General features: G+C 36.1%; 9 protein-coding genes, 1 tRNA gene and 1 pseudogene. 7 read left to right on the top strand and 4 right to left on the bottom strand.

The window, feature by feature from the left end:
• Positions 1-16: 16 nt before the first annotated feature.
• The 3 genes from BN200_RS06220 (at position 17) to BN200_RS06210 (ending at position 5,694) form a co-directional block, all read left to right on the top strand.
• Positions 17-1,219, top strand: coding sequence for a deoxyguanosinetriphosphate triphosphohydrolase (locus BN200_RS06220; protein ID WP_019221686.1), 1,203 nt, complete (start codon positions 17-19; stop codon positions 1,217-1,219).
• 30 nt (positions 1,220-1,249) lie between these two features.
• Positions 1,250-3,022: an arginine--tRNA ligase gene (locus BN200_RS06215; RefSeq protein WP_019221685.1), complete on the top strand. Its 1,773-nt coding sequence runs from the start codon at positions 1,250-1,252 to the stop codon at positions 3,020-3,022.
• 149 nt (positions 3,023-3,171) lie between these two features.
• Positions 3,172-5,694: an SPOR domain-containing protein gene (locus tag BN200_RS06210; protein ID WP_034989266.1), complete on the top strand. Its 2,523-nt coding sequence runs from the start codon at positions 3,172-3,174 to the stop codon at positions 5,692-5,694.
• Between the two features lie 145 nt (positions 5,695-5,839).
• Here the strand turns inward: BN200_RS06210 and BN200_RS06205 are convergent, their stop codons facing one another.
• A complete protein-coding gene (locus BN200_RS06205; RefSeq protein WP_019221683.1) occupies positions 5,840-6,184 on the bottom strand; it encodes a hypothetical protein in 345 nt (114 codons plus the stop codon).
• Positions 6,185-6,484: 300 nt separating this feature from the next.
• Between BN200_RS06205 and BN200_RS06200 the strand changes: the two genes are divergently transcribed.
• Positions 6,485-7,591 (top strand): branched-chain amino acid aminotransferase, encoded by a 1,107-nt coding sequence (locus BN200_RS06200; RefSeq protein WP_019221682.1) that lies wholly within the window; start codon positions 6,485-6,487, stop codon positions 7,589-7,591.
• Between the two features lie 128 nt (positions 7,592-7,719).
• Here BN200_RS06200 and glpX read toward each other — a convergent pair whose 3' ends face one another.
• Together glpX and BN200_RS06190 are read right to left on the bottom strand one after the other, a co-directional pair.
• Positions 7,720-8,706, bottom strand: coding sequence for a class II fructose-bisphosphatase (gene glpX, locus BN200_RS06195; protein ID WP_019221680.1), 987 nt, complete (start codon positions 8,704-8,706; stop codon positions 7,720-7,722).
• A 149-nt stretch (positions 8,707-8,855) separates the two neighbouring features.
• Entirely contained in the window at positions 8,856-10,166 is a 1,311-nt protein-coding gene (locus BN200_RS06190; RefSeq protein ID WP_019221679.1) for a homoserine dehydrogenase, read from the bottom strand.
• A 1,699-nt stretch (positions 10,167-11,865) separates the two neighbouring features.
• Between BN200_RS06190 and BN200_RS06185 the strand changes: the two genes are divergently transcribed.
• The 3 genes from BN200_RS06185 (at position 11,866) to BN200_RS06175 (ending at position 15,270) form a co-directional block, all read left to right on the top strand.
• Positions 11,866-11,940, top strand: a tRNA-Glu gene (locus BN200_RS06185).
• 559 nt (positions 11,941-12,499) lie between these two features.
• Entirely contained in the window at positions 12,500-13,714 is a 1,215-nt protein-coding gene (locus tag BN200_RS06180; RefSeq protein WP_019221677.1) for an NADP-dependent isocitrate dehydrogenase, read from the top strand.
• A 128-nt stretch (positions 13,715-13,842) separates the two neighbouring features.
• The gene (locus BN200_RS06175) at positions 13,843-15,270 is read left to right on the top strand and encodes an MFS transporter (RefSeq protein WP_019221676.1); all 1,428 of its coding nucleotides are present in this window, start codon (positions 13,843-13,845) and stop codon (positions 15,268-15,270) included.
• A gap of 38 nt (positions 15,271-15,308) precedes the next feature.
• Here the strand turns inward: BN200_RS06175 and BN200_RS06170 are convergent.
• Positions 15,309-16,507 (bottom strand): annotated as a pseudogene (locus BN200_RS06170) (MFS transporter).
• Between the last annotated feature and the right edge of the window lie 1,025 nt (positions 16,508-17,532).

The following is a 17,532-nucleotide window of genomic DNA, read 5'->3' as shown; positions in this document are numbered from 1 at the left end:
GAATGGATAGCTTGCAATGGATAGAAGCAAGATCAATTTCAATTACCAATCTCGAGCACTCTATAGTGCCAACCCACAGACAAGCCGTGGCAGATTATTCTATGAAACCACGAATACTCTACGATCACCTTTTCAACGCGATAGAGATCGTATTATTCATTCTAACGCATTTCGACGTCTGAAACATAAAACCCAAGTGTTTATTGCTGATGAGAGTGATCATTATCGTACGCGACTAACACATTCAATAGAGGTTTCTCAAATTGCACGAACATTAGCTCGTGCACTTTGTCTTGATGAAGATCTTGCCGAAGCCATTGCCCTTGTTCATGACTTTGGACATACACCTTTTGGCCACGCAGGAGAAGACGCCCTTAACGAAGCAATGGCACCTTATGGCGGCTTTGATCATAATGCACAAGCGTTACGCATTGTTACAAAACTAGAACAGCGCTATGCCAATTTTGATGGACTTAACCTGACTTGGGAAACACTTGAAGGACTTGTGAAACATAACGGGCCCCTTTTAGGTCCTTATGCGAACAACAAAGATGTTCCTATCGATATTCTACAATATAATGCAAAGCAGGATCTTCAGCTCAATTGTTTCGCTGGACTAGAAGCGCAATGTGCTGCAATTGCTGATGATATTGCTTACAATGCACATGATATTGATGATGGATTACGATCACAATTTTTAACACTTGATCAGTTCGAACAAGTTTCACTCACTGCGGCATTGTTGAACGATATAAGAAAAGCGCATCCACAACTCGATCAAACTCGGCGTGGCTACGAACTCGTGCGCCGACAAATAACAACCATGGTTGAAGATGTTATCAAACAATCACAAGAAAACTTGGCATATATCAAACCAACAAGCATAAACGATGTTTACCAAGCAAAACAAACCATTGTGACCTTTTCTCCTACGATGGCTGCTTACGAAAAAGAACTAAAAGACTTTCTATTTAAAAACCTTTATTACCATGATCAAGTTCTCTATCGTCGCAATGCAGCAAAACGCATTGTGCAAAAATTATTCGAATGTTATTATAAAAATCCAAATGTCATGCCTGAAAATTGGCACAACAAAGCAGCTCATTTAACAAATCAAGAGTTAGCGCGTCTCATTGCTGACTTTCTGTCAGGTATGACCGATCACTATGCTCTACGTGAATATCAGCGTTTATTTGACTGCACAGATAATTTCGTTTAATCGCTTTTGAATACATAATGGAAGTTGAATATGAATGTCTTTAAAAACTTCGAGAATAAAATTAAAAAATCATTAGAATTATCTGATATAAAAGGAAAAAATCGAGAAGATTTAGATTTATCAAAAATCACCATTGACCCTCCGCGCGATTCTTCACATGGACATTTATCAACCAACGCTGCCATGGTGCTTGCGAAAGCTACTGGGTTAAATCCACGTGCACTTGCAGGAAAAATCATGGAACTTCTCAAAAATGATCCCTCTATCGAGAGTATTGATGTTGCTGGCCCTGGATTTATCAATATTAAGCTTACGAAATCATTTTGGCAAGATGCAATAAAATCCATGCTTGAAAAAGGTATATCTTATGGTCGTATCCCCATGGGACAGGGAAAGCGCATCAATGTTGAATATGTATCAGCAAATCCAACCGGCCCGATGCATGTAGGGCATTGCCGTGGTGCTGTTGTGGGAGATGTTCTTTCTAACTTGCTGCAATTTGTTGGCTATAACATTACAAAAGAATATTACATCAATGATGCTGGTAAACAAATCGAAGTCCTTGCCCACTCCGTATTGTTACGTTACCGTGAAGCTCTTGGACAAAAAATCGATGAAATTCCAGAAGGGCTGTATCCTGGTGAATATTTGATACCATTGGGTCAATCGCTTGCTCAAGAATTTGGCGATAAATTACTCACCATGGATAAAGAAGAAGCTCTCTCTATCGTGAAAGAGCGTGCGATTCATGCAATGATGTCAATGATTCGTAAAGATTTAGCTGCCCTTAATATTTATCATGATATCTTTTTCTCTGAGCGGATGCTTTATGCCGATAATGCGCGCGCTATTCGTAATACGATTAATGACCTTACTTTAAAGGGATATATCTACAAAGGAAAGCTCCCACCACCAAAAGGACAAAACCCAAAAGAACAAAACATTGAAGACTGGGAGCCATGTGAACAAACTTTGTTCCGTTCAACGGATGTTGGAGATGATCAAGACCGTGTTTTAATGAAATCTGATGGTTCTTACACCTATTTTGCTGCCGATGTTGCTTATTTTCATGATAAATTCAATCGTCGTTTTGACGAAATGATTTATATTTTAGGGGCAGATCATGCAGGTTACGTAAAGCGATTAGAAGCAATGGCAAAAGCCATTTCTAATGATAAAGCGAAGTTGAGTGTTTTCTTATGTCAATTGGTAAAACTGTTTCGCAACGGTCATCCTGTACGCATGTCGAAAAGAGCAGGATCATTTGTCACTTTACGAGATGTTGTAGAAGAAGTCGGGAGTGATCCGGTACGTTTTATGATGCTATACCGTAAGTGTGAAGCACCTCTTGATTTTGATTTTGCAAAAGTGACAGAACAATCAAAAGATAACCCTATTTTTTACGTACAATATGCAAGTGCACGTTGCCATTCAGTTTTTCGTCAAGCGCAAGAAACCCTCCAGATTGAAAATGTTTCAAATGACAAAATGATTGCACATCTTAACCGATTAACAGACGATCATGAAATATTTTTAATACGCAAACTTTCTGAATATCCACGCATCATTGAACAAGCCGTGGTCCATAAAGAACCGCACCGATTGGCATTTTATCTCTATGATCTTGCTTCCAGCTTTCATGCCCATTGGAACAAAGGAAGTGATAATCTCGATTTACGTTTTATTCAGCCTGATGATAAGGAACTCTCCTTTGCCAGATTGGGCTTGATAAAAGCTATCATGAATATTTTATCATCAGGACTTGCAATTGTGGGAATCAAAGCTGCAACAGAAATGCGTTGAAAAAGTTGTACAAATGCGTAAAATGAGTGCTTTATTGATAAATTTTTCGTGTACCCTTTTAGGAGTGGTGAGGTTTATATTTAAGAATATAAACAATCAGAATTAACTATTTGTTGCACGCAGATGCAGAGCGTTATGTGAGAAAAGCTATGAGCGATAACAATCGCAAAAATCCGCATGAAATGAAACAGGATGATGAATATCATAATCCTCTGGAGAGATTTACGCAAATTTTTGCTTCAAATAAAAAGAGCGAAAATCAAAAAGACCCCTCTTCTTTACAAAATGACCAGTCGAGAACTAAGCCCTCTAACACTTCATTTCATGATGATGATTTTGATTTGTCCTTTTTAGAAGCAGAATTCGAAAATAATTTAACCAGTGACTTACCACTTAATAAGCAAGAAAAACAGTATAATTTACATAAAACCAGCAATAAAACAACTTCAGATACTACATTAAATTCTTCTTTTAAAAATCAAGAAAAAAACAGTTTTTTGTCTAAAGAAGAACACTCTTTACCTTCGTCCCATGATGAAGAGCAAATTTTAGACGCGCTTTCTCCCTTACCCATTCAGAAGAATCTGTCATCTCAAAATAAGACAGCATGGGCTCCTGCTCGTTCCTCTTTTGAAAAAAACAAACTCGATGCACCATCAAAAAATTTCTTTTTTGATGGAACTGAAAGACCCGTTAAGAGTGGAGCTCCTCCAGAACGAGGTGAACAAGAGAGCCATTTTTCACAAAAAATTGTGCCGCAACAAAATCATGATGACAATCAAAACCTCCATAGCGCTTCTATAAACCATCCCTATGAAGTTTCAGCTGACCAAGAAAATTGGATTGAAGAATATTATACCAATGCTCCAACTCCTTCTATGAAAGCAAACGCTGATTTTGCATCTGCCAACCTTATTTCGGAGAAAAAAGACTCTGCAAGAAATGAAACAACAAGTGACTTTCCACCATCTTTGGATTCGGCGCAAACCAACAAGCCATCTGATTTAAAAGATTTTCTACAAGAAAATCATACTGATTCCTATCCTCAATTTTATGAAGAGAAATTCTCAAAACAAGAAACTTCTGCTGCACAAACTCCCCCATATGTTGATTCTCAAGCCCAATACATCAATAATACTGAAAATATCTCTAAGCAAAACAATGAAAAAGAGGTTGCTTATAAACAAAAGAATTTAAATGAGAGGTTATCCTCATCAGGTGTCTTTAAGGATACGCAAAAAAATCATTTTTTTGCTCATAACACTACTGTGCACAGGGATACTCCTCCTCCAAATGTCGATACTTATAAATTTGCTGAAGAAATCGTAGAAAAAACTGCACCGATTATGGTTCCAGAAGTTCCATATGAAATCCCAGAATATAATGTACCTACTGATGGTTTAAAAGAAGAGTTTGCCGATGTATTGAATGTAGGAAATATTCCAGCAGAAAATTTTTCACAGCCAAAACAACAAGATGAAGTTTTCAATGAAATCTTTCATCAAACCATACAAAATTCAAAAGAAAATGCTTCTATAAATCGCCAAGAACAGGGTTCCAATCATTTTTCTGCGAACAATATGGGGTATTATTCCTCCTCTCTTACGGAAAATTTATCATACACAGATGCAGATGAACCCGCCATTCATTCATCAACGCCTCCTCCTCTAAAGAATTCTATTGTTAGTAAAACTCTTACCAAGAGTGTTATTCTTCTTATTTTGATAGCAGTTGGTTTTGTAAGTTATTCTCGCTTTTTTATGTCCTCACAAAAGAATGAAAGCACACCTATTATCCACGCTGACAACACACCTTTTAAATTCAAGCAAGAATCAACAGAAACAAAGAGTGATGTCGCGTATAATTTAGATATTTATAAACAAACAACAGGACAAACTGAAAAACAAGAAAACACGCAACAATTTCTTATTGATAATTCGGAACACCCTGAAGATTTAGCAGCATTAAATCAACAAGAATCTCCAAGCCTTTCTCCCTCTTCTGTTGATGATTCTGATGTTGAAGATGCAGTAACAGAAGCTCTCAATCATACTGTTCCAACGCAAGAAGTACAAACTGTTATTGTAAAACAAGATGGCACAGTTATGCTCGCCCCAATGAATCAAACAGAGAAAAAAACTGCGGACGAACATGAAGCAGAAAAGATCGAGCAGACTACTGTGGATCAACCTCAAAAATCCCAATCCGTTTCTTCACAATTTTCTAATACAAAAAACAAAGAAACAGAAGATAATCTCAGGACCGATATTGATCAAATAATCTCTGAAAATATTTCGACAGCAAATGTTGAGAAAAAAACTGAAAATTCATTTGTACCACTTCCTTCACATACAAAGAGCAATTCACAAGTACAAACGCCTGCAGCTTCTCGCGAAATCCCGCCAGTTCAGGTGCGCACACAGAATTCAGAAAATTATTATGTACAGCTTGCATCTCAACCAACACAAGCACTTGCTCAGGATTCTTTGAAAAAAATGAAGTCTAAATTTGGATTCCTTATCGGCACGCGTCCTTTAAATATTCAGTCTGCTCTCATACCTGGAAAAGGAACCTATTACCGTGTTCGTATTCAAGCACAAAACCGTAGTGAAGCGATAAACCTTTGTGAAGACATCAAAAGTTCTGGAGGAAGTTGCTTCATCACACGCTAAACAAATGCTAAACACATAATGCAACAGTTTTAACAGCCGTTGCATTATTGTTTTTTCTCCCAATGAAGTAATGACTTGTTTTATTGCAGATTTTATTGCAGAAATGAGTATCCTATCAGATTTTTTCCAGTTCAAGAATTTAAGATTATTGAACACCTTGATCAGCACTTGGTTGAATTCTTTCCTCTGAAGAATTTTGCTGATAAAATGAAGGCGATCTCATATCCTTATGGCTATAAGGGACTGGAACTGTCGGATTTAAATCTTGTCTCGGGCGTGTAATAGTTTGACTTGGTTCTATGGTGTTACCATGAGAGATCCGTTCGGGAGATTTTGTAAAAAAAGATCCTAAAAAGCCAAAAATAAACCAGAGAACGAAAAGGGCAAGAAGAATAGCAAAAATGCCTTTGCCAAGTGAATTGCGCTGTTCACGCTCTGTCTTTTCTGCAGCTATCCGCTCCTCATATGTTTGGTAATTTCTATCAATCATAGTGAATTCCTTTTCCTAATTCCCCTAGCTTTGCTTAAAAGATATACATATACGAAATTATTCAGGTCCTTATTTTGTGAAAACGACAAAGAGGTATAAAGGTTCCAGATGACTTGATAGAATTGCGAAGAAAAATCATGAAAAAAGAAATAAACAATACCTCTCAAGAGCCTTCTCTTTCAATTCTATAATAAGGCATTGACACAAATCATTTGCTAATAATAAAGTTGTGATGAAAGCAGTTCATTGTTTTTTATAATAAAAAATACTTAGCAATAAAACGTATCAAAGGTTTTACTTATGAAATCTCCTACATCATCAATCCCATTTAAAATAGAAAAACATCCATCCCCTCTATCAAACGAAGAGCGTAAGCGTATTCTCCAAAATCCTGGTTTTGGTCAATTTTTTACAGATCACATGGTGATCATTAACTGGACGAAAGAGAAAGGTTGGCATAACGCTGTCATCTCTCAATACAAATCTTTAGAAATTAATCCAGCAAGTACTGTTCTGCATTATGGGCAAGAGATTTTTGAAGGTCTCAAAGCATATCGTGCAAAAGATGGACGTATTTTGTTATTTCGCCCTAATGCCAATGCACAGCGTTTTATAGAATCGGCAAGACGATTAGCCATGCCAGAATTGCCAGAAGATGTTTTTTTAGATGCCGTTCATCAATTAGTAAAAATTGATCAGAAGTGGGTTTCTGGAAATCCCAATGCGAGCCTCTATATACGTCCATTCATGTTTGGCAGTGAGAACTTTTTGGGTGTTCGCCCTTCTAAAGAATATATTTTCTGTATCATAGCCTCTCCTGTTGAATCCTATTTCAAAGGAGAAGAAAAACCTGTCAGCGTATGGCTTGAAACAGATTATAGCCGTGCTGGTCCAGGCGGAACAGGTGTAGCAAAATGTGGTGGTAACTATGCAGCAAGCTTACTTGCACAAAAGAATGCAGAACAAAACAATTGTAGTCAAGTACTTTTCCTTGACATGGTTGAACATAAGTGGATTGAAGAACTAGGCGGTATGAATGTTTGCTTTATTATGGCAGATAATACACTTGTAACCCCTCCACTTAATGGCACCATCCTTCCAGGAATAACTCGTCATTCAATTTTACAGTTGGCACAACAAATGGGTTTAACAACAGAAGAACGCCCTTATTCTTTTAAAGCGCTCCAGGAAGATGCACGAAGTGGTCAGCTGAAAGAAGTTTTTGCTTGCGGTACTGCTGCTGTTGTCACATCAATCGGCCATTTCAAATATAAAGATGGTGAACTTGTTATTGGAAATGGAATGATTGGCGAGGTCACAAAGCAACTTCGTACACAACTTGTTGACCTACAAAAAGGCAATAGAGAAGATGAAAATGGCTGGGTACATTCTATTCAGATCTCATAGCAATAAAAAAGATATTTCTAAATATAACTGTCGATGCTTCCATAAGTGCAGCTCTGAAAACCTTCATGGAAGCATCTGCTTGCAAAAGATCTGTTCTATTTTTTAATAACAACAGCAAAAAGAGAGAATTAATCAAATTTTGAATGGTCTCTATGCTGTGCTTTGATATTACGAACAGTACCAGTACCTGAACGCATCACAAGGGTTTCTGTTTGAATGTAACGAGAAGTGAATTTAACACCTGAGAGCATATTTCCGTCCGTTACACCTGTTGCAGAAAATAAAACATCACCCTTTGCCATTTCTTCCATTGTATAAACTTTATGAGGATTATCGATTCCCATTTTAGCTGCACGTGCGATTTTTTCATCTGTATCAAGCAGCAAACATCCTTGCATCTGCCCACCGATACAGCGTAATGCTGCGGAAGCTAACACACCCTCTGGTGCCCCCCCAATACCCATATAGATATCAATGCCTGTTTCCTCTGGATCAGTTGTATCAATAACGGCAGCAACATCCCCATCACCAATTAAGCGAATTGATGCCCCTGTTGATCGTACTTCATCAATCAGTTTTTCGTGGCGAGGCCGATCCATAATACAAACAGTAATCTGATTAACAGCCACTCCCTTAGCCCTTGCAAGGGCGTGAATATTATCGCTAGGAGAAACATCTATATCAACAATCCCCTTTGGATAACCAGGACCAATAGCAATTTTTTTCATATAAACATCAGGAGCATAAAGGAGGTTACCCTTTTCAGCAATTGCAACCACAGCTAAAGAATTAGGAAGATTTTTTGCACAAATTGTGGTTCCTTCAAGTGGATCAAGTGCAATATCAATTGCCAATCCATTTTGAAGACCTACTTTTTCTCCAATATAAAGCATAGGAGCTTCATCACGTTCACCCTCGCCAATGACCACTGTACCATCAACAGGCAATCGATTAAGTTCCTGACGCATTGCATCTACAGCTGCTTGATCAGCAGCCTTTTCATCACCACGCCCGCGCCAGCGTGCAGCTGCAACAGCAGCGCGTTCAGTGACACGTACTAACTCAAGCGTTAGAATACGATCAAGTCCATTTAATTTTTTTTGAGTTGTGGGCATATGAAAAATCCTACTGAATGAGTACTATAAAAAATATGAGTATTTATCACCAAGCATTTAAAATAAAGCTTTTGACAAAGATGAGAACTTTCTAAAAGAAAAAACACTCAAGCTTCCTCTTTGCTATTATATAAAACAAAGTGTCAATTCTATACCATAGGTTCGATACGAATAAATTGAGACTTTGCAATAAGATGACCATCTTTTTCAATAGCAGTAAGTGCTTGTTGTACATTCACCTCTGTTGTTTCATGAGTTATTAAAATAATTGTTTTCACACTCTGACTTTCTACAAAAGGTCTTTGAACAATCGACTCTAATGAAATGTGATTATCAGCCATATGCCTTGCAACCGCTGCAAAAACACCAGCGCGATCATAAACATTCAAACGAATAAAGTAACCACCCGCATGATGAGAGATACGTGCTTTTTTGTGAGGAATAAGTCCCAATGCTGGTCTTCCTAAAACAGGTGCATATTGAAAACCAGAACGTGCTTTCGCTATATCAGCCAAATCACCAATAACCGCTGATGCTGTTGCCATTCCTCCAGCACCAGGACCAGAAAGCAGTAATTCCCCTAATAAATCACTTTGAATAGAAAGAGCATTCGTCACACCGTGAATCTGCGCAATCATTGATGATGTCGGTACCATTGTTGGATGAACACGTTGCTCGATTCCAGTATCGGTTTTTAATGCAACCCCTAACAACTTAATGCGATACCCCAATTCATCAGCTGCACGGATATCAATCTGTGAAATATTACTAATTCCTTCGACATACACATCGTCTAATGAAACCGTTGTTCCAAATGCCAAACTTGTCAATAAAGCTAATTTATGGGCGGTATCATTTCCCCCAATATCGAAAGTGGGATCAGCTTCAGCATAACCAAGCCTCTGCGCATCTGCCAAACAATCTTTAAATGAAAGTCCTTCAGTAAACATGCGTGTTAATATATAATTACAAGTTCCATTAAGAATACCATAAATCCGTGATACGTGGTTACCGACAAGTGATTCTCTCATCGCTTTAATGACAGGAATTCCCCCTGCAACGGCAGCTTCAAAATGAACAAAAATCCCTTTTTTTTCTGCACTAACCGCAAGTGCCTCCCCATGCCGAGCAAGGAGCGCTTTATTGGCAGTAACTACATGATGTCCGCTCTCAAGTGCCTTTTTAACAGCTGCATGCACAACATCTGATTCGCCACCAATGAGCTCAACAAAAACGTCAATCTCATCAGAAGACGCCATGTCCACAGGGGAATCAAACCATTTTACATTACTAAGATTAATTCCCCGATTGCGATTTTTGTCACGCGCACTAACAGCAACAACTTTGATTGATCGTCCGCATTGACAAGCAAAACTCTCGGCTTTTTCGTATAAAATTCGAACAACTGAACTCCCAACCGTACCAAGTCCTGCAATGCCAACTTTTAAAGTTTCTTCCATTATCTAATTGCTTACCTTAAATCTTTACTCAAAAACGTCACATGATGTGCAAATTAACGCAAAATGATACTCTGCAACCTATAAAATCTAAAAAAGTCTCCTACTCTCTCTAACCTAATTTTTTTCTAATATGATAACATTGCTTGTTCAATTAAAATTCCTAGAGAACACAAATATTTATCTTTTTCAAAGACTAAAAACTTTTATAAAGTGATTGATTTAAATACTGAAGACTGCAATGAGTACAAGAGAAACTTGCACTTACGCCCCCACAGTTCTTTTATACATCTTTCGCATGATAGCAAGATACAAAGAAATCTTATTTTTAAAAGGCATTCCTAATGATAACTTTTATAAAAATAGAAATGCATCATACTCTAATAGGATTTTACATACATAAAAAACTATAACTCATCTTTTTCCAAGGGAAAAACTGATCTGCTTATCTTAACATTAAAACATGTTTGACACATGAACTAAACTGTTACAGATACTCTCAATGGAAAATTTTAAAACCTACAGATTCAGATTGTCATAAATAAATTTAGAAAAGAACAGTTTCATTTCTGAGAAAAAACAAAATCTTTTCCATAAAAAATAAATTCAAGAAACAAAAAGTTCTCAACGAACAATCCACAACTGCTTTTTGAAAACTTACAAAATATAGGCAGAATGCCTTTCCCAATTTAATAACGATTGAACAAATAACAGTCTTTCATAAGATAAATTTAAGAGAATGGATGAAATAAGACAGGCTAAAAGATAATACCATACTATCATTGCACAGCTTGCTCTCTCTGAAAAGTCTCTTTCCTTTCATCCAAAAGTCTTAAACACCCTACAGCTTAAATGAGATCTTACATCAAAGCAGAAATTACAAAAGCTGATTTAATATACAATGCAATCCTGAAATATTGCAAATAAAGGTGAAATTTGGAAACCCCAAATTTGATATCAACTGATCGACAAAAGCTTAAAATACTAGAAAATTAAGATTGTTCATACTTCAATCATCTCTCTGCATAAAAAACATCTCTAGACAAAAACAATTCAGATGTAAGGAGTAAGACTGTAATTTTTTCAAAGTTTTCTCAGCTTTAATTATTTGAGAGGTGAATATGAAGAGTAATGATTGACTTGTGCTTTACGCAATATGATTCAATGTTTTTCATTTTTAATGGGAGGAATTCTCTTTTATTCCATTAAATCAATCTATAAACTTATACATAAGAGGTAATTTTACACGATAGCATTATTAATGAAATGAGCAATAAATATTGCTGTTTTATTTCAGTAAAATGCTCTAAATTAACTTCTTTACTACAAAAAATTCTAAAATAATACTGTTTTTCATGAAAGATTTTAAGGAATTAAAGCAAGATTCTCACCATGCACACACCGTACAAAACAATAACATACTATACCTCAAAACAGCTGATTTTATTTCTCTACTTTTTTATAAAACAGAAACAACAAAAAGAACATTCGATTGTCATGACTCTAACAGCAAAACTTTCTATTCAGTATTAGAAATCTTCTTTATATTCTTTCACACAAAATTTTAAAAAGTAAAAAACGAGATGAGAGTAATAGAAGCGTAGGCAAAAAATAATTTAATAAAAACACATTTTTTTCAAAAAAATTACACAGAGGGCTTGCGAAGTAAAAAGATCCTCTCTATAAGCCTCATCATTGGTTTGCGCCCATCGTCTAGCGGTCAGGACGCCGCCCTTTCACGGCGGAAACAGGGGTTCGATTCCCCTTGGGCGTACCATGCTTGTTTTTTATCAAATAACATGCTGATTTCTCATATCTTTTTTTAGGGTTAGGGGCACTAGAATAAAGGTGCGGGAATAAGATTTCTTAATACGGCTAACCAGCTTGTCCCTTTTTGATAGATTTTTCTAATAATTCTTTCAAAGATTCTAAACTTTCTTAGAGTAAATCGTTTAAAATTCTAATACATATAAGAGAAGTTTCATTGTTAAGCGAATCATAAGAGCTTATGTAAGGACTTTATAGCAAGCATTTGTTTCTCTTATAAAAAAATCTGTATGTTCAGCTAAAGCATAAAGCCACCCTTTGATTTTTCCTATTCCAAGTGGGTGTGCACTTTTCTCCAATCTCTCCAGAAGACAAAAATGTGACAAACATCCTAATTTCTCAGTGAAATCTATAAAACATGAGTCTCTCAATTAAAATTTTACACTCTATAAATGATATGCTCTAATCGTGTCACATTTAAATGGCCCCTTATCATTCCTGTTTTTACTTTTCATTATAAGCCTGGAAGTGCTATAAAATAATTTCACTTAAACGAAAAAGGACTTCTAATGATAAAGATTAAAGTGGAAAACCCCGTTGTTGAAATCGATGGGGATGAGATGACCCGTATCATCTGGAAATATATCAAAGAAAAATTGATCTATCCCTATTTGGATATTGAACTTAAATATTACGACCTTTCCGTGGAAAATCGTGATGCAACCAATGATCAGGTAACTATCGATTCCGCTAATGCTATTAAAAAATATGGTGTTGGTATAAAATGTGCAACCATCACACCGGATGAATCGCGTGTTAAAGAATTCAACTTAAAAAAAATGTGGAAATCACCCAATGGCACAATCCGTAATATTTTAGGAGGTGTCATCTTTCGCGAGCCTATTATCTGTAAAAATGTTCCCCGCCTCATTCCTAACTGGACAAAACCAATCATTATCGGACGTCATGCTTTTGCTGATCAATATAAAGCAACAGATTTCAAATTCCCTGGCAAAGGAAAATTAAGTATTAAATTTGTTGGTGATGACAATCAAGTTATCGAACATGATGTTTTTGATGCCCCAAGTGCAGGGGTTGCCATGGCTATGTATAACCTTGATCAATCAATTCGTGATTTTGCTAGGGCATCTTTTAATTATGGACTACAACGGAATCTTCCAGTTTATCTTTCAACAAAAAACACCATTCTGAAAGCCTATGATGGTCGTTTTAAAGACATCTTTCAACAAATATTTGATGTAGAGTTTAAAGCTGAATTTGAAAACCGCAAATTATATTATGAACATCGCCTGATTGATGACATGGTTGCTTCTGCGGTGAAGTGGTCAGGGGGCTACGTGTGGGCCTGTAAAAACTATGATGGTGATGTCCAATCAGATATTGTTGCTCAAGGCTTTGGTTCCCTTGGTCTTATGACTTCTGTTCTCATGACACCAGATGGTAAAATCGTTGAAGCAGAAGCTGCACACGGTACAGTAACACGCCATTACCGTCAGTATCAAAAGAATGAAGAAACATCAACAAATTCTATTGCCTCTATTTTTGCATGGACACGTGGACTGGCGCACCGTGCCAAACTTGATAACAATGAGAAATTAAAAAACTTTTCCGAGACATTGGAAAACGTTTGTATTAAAACCGTTGAAGAAGGATTTATGACCAAAGATCTTGCACTTCTGATTGGACCTAAACAAAAATGGCTTTCCACGACAGGTTTTCTCGATAAAATTGCTGAAAATCTCAAAAAAGCAATGGAAAATTAAATCATCATTTCATTTAAATTCCAAAATTCCAAAGCTCTACAAAAGGAGGGCTTTGAAACCTCTCTTGGCAAAGACAAAAAACTCGCTTATAAATTAGAAAAGATGGATTTTTTATAAATAGTAAAAAAGTGAAAAAACAGAATTGGTCTGCACTTTTATCGGGTGAGAATGGTATCCGCTTTTTAACGTTTACAGGCGGCGTTTTGTTGCATGCCACTAACATTTATATTGTTATTACTATTTTGCCCTCTCTTATGAATGATATTGGCAGTGAGTTATATTATTCGTGGGTAGCTATTGTTTTTATTACAGCTTCACTCCTTGGTACTTCACTGGCGACAAAAATATTAGGGCAAATAGGCCCTCGCAAAGCCTATATTATCTCTAACCTCATTTTTATTATTGGCACTTTTACGTGCAGTATTGCTTCGAATATGCCATTATTTTTAGCAGGACGCTTTATTCAGGGATTTGGAAGTGGTTCTCTGCTATCCTTATCCTATTCTATGGTACGTATTATTTTCAATCCATCTTTATGGTCGCATGCATTGAGCATTATCTCTGGAATGTGGGGAATATCAACCTTGTTAGGACCAGCTATCGGTGGTATTTCTGTACAATATGGCATATGGAGAATATCCTTCTGGATAATTGGTGCATTAGCAACAATTTTTTTACTTATAGCTTTGAAAGTTTTGCCAAAAGAACATAAGAACCATATTCCAACATCTCCGCTCCCTCTCCCACAACTTTTCATACTTATCTTATCAATTTTTATCATTTCTGCTGGAGGCGCTACCGACACAACAATCACAAAAATCTGCGGATTAATTATCGGATTAAGCCTTCTCTTTTTTCTCGCAAAGATCGAATCCTCTACGCTTCATCCTATGTTACCGCGTAAATCCTTTTCTTTCTCTTCTGAGTTTTTTCCTGTTTATGCACTCATCCTCATTATGACGACAGTCGTATACAGTATAGAGCTTTATTTTCCACTTTTTCTTCAAGAGCTTCATGGACAAGCGCCACTTACTACCGGTTACATAGTGGCACTCATGAGCCTTGGTTGGACATGTGGCGTGCTATTAAGTGCCAATATATCAGCAAAAAAAATTCATCGAATGATTCTCTATTCCCCCATATTAAGCCTGTTAGGCATAGGCATTCTTTTATGGCTCATTCCAACAGAAGTTTCAGGACCTGAATCTGTTTTTATTATTTGCTTAGCATTGTTTTCTATCGGAGTAAGTGCTGGTATAGCATGGCCGCATTTGTTAAAACGGATTTTACAATGTGCAAATGATGAGGATTCTTTACGTGCAAGCGAATCCCTCACCTCTGTACAATTATTTTCAGCCGCCTTAAGCGCAACACTCGCAGGAACAATCACCAATCTTGCTGGGATCTTTAATCCTGGAGGAACCATAGGAATGATTTTAGCAGCAAAAACTCTTCTTGCAGTACTCATCAGTCTTTTATTTTGTCTTGGTATTCCATTTGCCTTACGCGTTTCTTATAGCGTCTTTAAAAACCCAACAGGACAATCAAAGAACTGAATAAAAAATATTTTTTCTCTCAAAAGCGAAAAGAAATGCTAATCACATTTTTCCGTATACCATGAAAAGCAAAAAATTATTAACCCACAGAGTGTTAAAAGCCCCCCAAGAACAGCGGTATATTCATAACTATAACCTAACTTCAAAATCCACGCTCCAGATTCTGCTCCAAGAGCATTGGCAATATTAAAAGCAGATTGCATTAATGCTCCTGCTAAAATCTGTCCATGGCAAGCAACATCCATGATTTTTGTTTGTATAGAAGGCATAGATGCAAAAGAAGTACCAATCAAAAAGCATCCTAATACTGCTGTTAATGGAGCATGGGATAAAAAGAAAAAAGAAAAAAAATAAATGTACTCCAAAGCATAGAGCAAAATATCATTGGTGAAATACCAACTTTCACTGCAAATTTAGGCCCTAAAAGATTACCGACCACCATCCCTAATCCAACGAACGGCATAATAAATGGCACCCAATCAAGCGAAACACCAGAAATATGCATTAATGTTGACTTAATATAAGTGAAAACAGAAAATAATCCTGATGCTCCCACAGAAACCATTAGCAAGAGAAACCACACCTGCTTTTGCTTTAACGCATTCAATTCGTGGTAAGGACTTGTTTTTGAAACATTGAGAACGGAAGGCAAAAATTTCCAAACAAGCAAACAACACGATAAAGCAAGAGTACCGACAAGAATAAAAGCAATCTGCCAACCAACAATCTGTCCCATCCAAGTTGCACCAGGTGCTCCCAAAACGGTCGCTATTGTTAAACCAAGCATAACAGATCCAACAGCTTTGGAGCGTTGATTCATTTCCACCATTGAAGCTGCAACCATAGTCGCAAGACCAAAATAGATGCCATGCGGAAGCCCACTCAGAAAGCGCAACGCTACTAATATGCTAAAATCAGCAAAAAAAGCACTAGCAATATTTGCCAGCGCATAAAAAAACATCAGCCCTATTAAAACAGTTTTGCGTGAGAACTGAGCTGTCGCAACAGCTAAAAGAGGTGCTCCAATCACCACACCCAATGCATAAGCAGAAACATATTGACCCGCTGTCGGAATATCAACAGATGAGCTTCGCGCTATCTCCGGCTGCAATCCCATTGCAACAAACTCTGCCGTACCAATAGCAAAACTTCCCACCGCAAGAGCTAAGATTGCCAAACGCCGTGTTCTTACATCAATTCCTGATACAAGAACGTTTTGTTTATGAGAAACCTTCATATAATCACTTCTATATAGATAGAACTTTTAATCGTAAATATCTGTAATAATGAATAAACAAAAACTCAAAACATTGTCACACACATATGAAGTCATCCACAATAAAGCTTTTAAGAATATCTTGATATATGGAGCATTTTATGAGGTTTTAAGTGCTATTCTTTAATGAAAAATTTTTGAATGCCTAACAGCTATAGATTTGTTCACCTGTTTTTATAAGTGTGGTAAGATAATGAACTTTTTCCCATCTTTTCAGTAGTTTAAATTTTACAATGAAACATTTATTTTGAGACAGTATGCCATATATTATAAACACTTATAAGATTTGTCGAAGAATACATTGCAAATGAGTAAATAATATCTCACCACTATTTTGATATAAATACAAAACTGCTACAAAATCTATTATTTCTCTATTTATGATTTTATCTTCATAAGAGAATGTATGTCCATCAAATGGCTAATCCATAATTTGTACTGTGAAACCATCTTGATGAATTATTTTAAATTCATTTAAAATCTCTTATAATAAGATTGCTTGTTTTTTACATTTATCAAATAATTTTATTTTAGGAATATTGCCTTCTCTCTCATCTGATAGGTGGGAATATCATCAGATAGTTTTTTATCTATTTTAATGTGTTGTCTATCAACAACATTTATTTGCCTTCCTACATTTTCACTTTTTTCTATTGGCTTCTTAATAACTTTATTAAAATATATCTCTGCAAATTTAAAATATTTATATATTATATTATATAAATTTTTAGATAAAAATAATATAAACTTAGCTTATATTATAAGTATTATTATTTTATAAAATAGAATTATTGATGTTTTATAAATTAGTTAATTATAATAAAATATTAATAAATATTTTAAATTTTTTATGAAAATTTTCAAAATTGTAATATAAATTACATTTTTATTGAAATTTACTTTCAAACAGTGACCTTGAAAGAAAAAATACAAAAATACCTTATAAAAACGCAATCTTCATACTTCTTTAAGGGTTCGCTAACTCC

Origin of the sequence: Bartonella senegalensis OS02 (genome assembly GCF_000312545.1) — a bacterium.
Taxonomy (GTDB): Bacteria; Pseudomonadota; Alphaproteobacteria; order Rhizobiales; family Rhizobiaceae; genus Bartonella; species Bartonella senegalensis.
The sequence above is the reverse complement of the archived record's forward strand: the minus strand, read 5'-3'. Positions and strand labels throughout refer to the sequence as shown.

Coding starts and splice junctions, on each gene's coding strand:
- BN200_RS06215 (WP_019221685.1), top strand. CDS start 1,250: ATGAATGTCTTTAAAAACTTCGAGAATAAAATTAAAAAATCATTAGAA.
- BN200_RS06220 (WP_019221686.1), top strand. CDS start 17: ATGGATAGAAGCAAGATCAATTTCAATTACCAATCTCGAGCACTCTAT.
- BN200_RS06190 (WP_019221679.1), bottom strand. CDS start 10,166: ATGGAAGAAACTTTAAAAGTTGGCATTGCAGGACTTGGTACGGTTGGG.
- BN200_RS06180 (WP_019221677.1), top strand. CDS start 12,500: ATGATAAAGATTAAAGTGGAAAACCCCGTTGTTGAAATCGATGGGGAT.
- BN200_RS06200 (WP_019221682.1), top strand. CDS start 6,485: ATGAAATCTCCTACATCATCAATCCCATTTAAAATAGAAAAACATCCA.
- BN200_RS06205 (WP_019221683.1), bottom strand. CDS start 6,184: ATGATTGATAGAAATTACCAAACATATGAGGAGCGGATAGCTGCAGAA.
- glpX (WP_019221680.1), bottom strand. CDS start 8,706: ATGCCCACAACTCAAAAAAAATTAAATGGACTTGATCGTATTCTAACG.
- BN200_RS06210 (WP_034989266.1), top strand. CDS start 3,172: ATGAGCGATAACAATCGCAAAAATCCGCATGAAATGAAACAGGATGAT.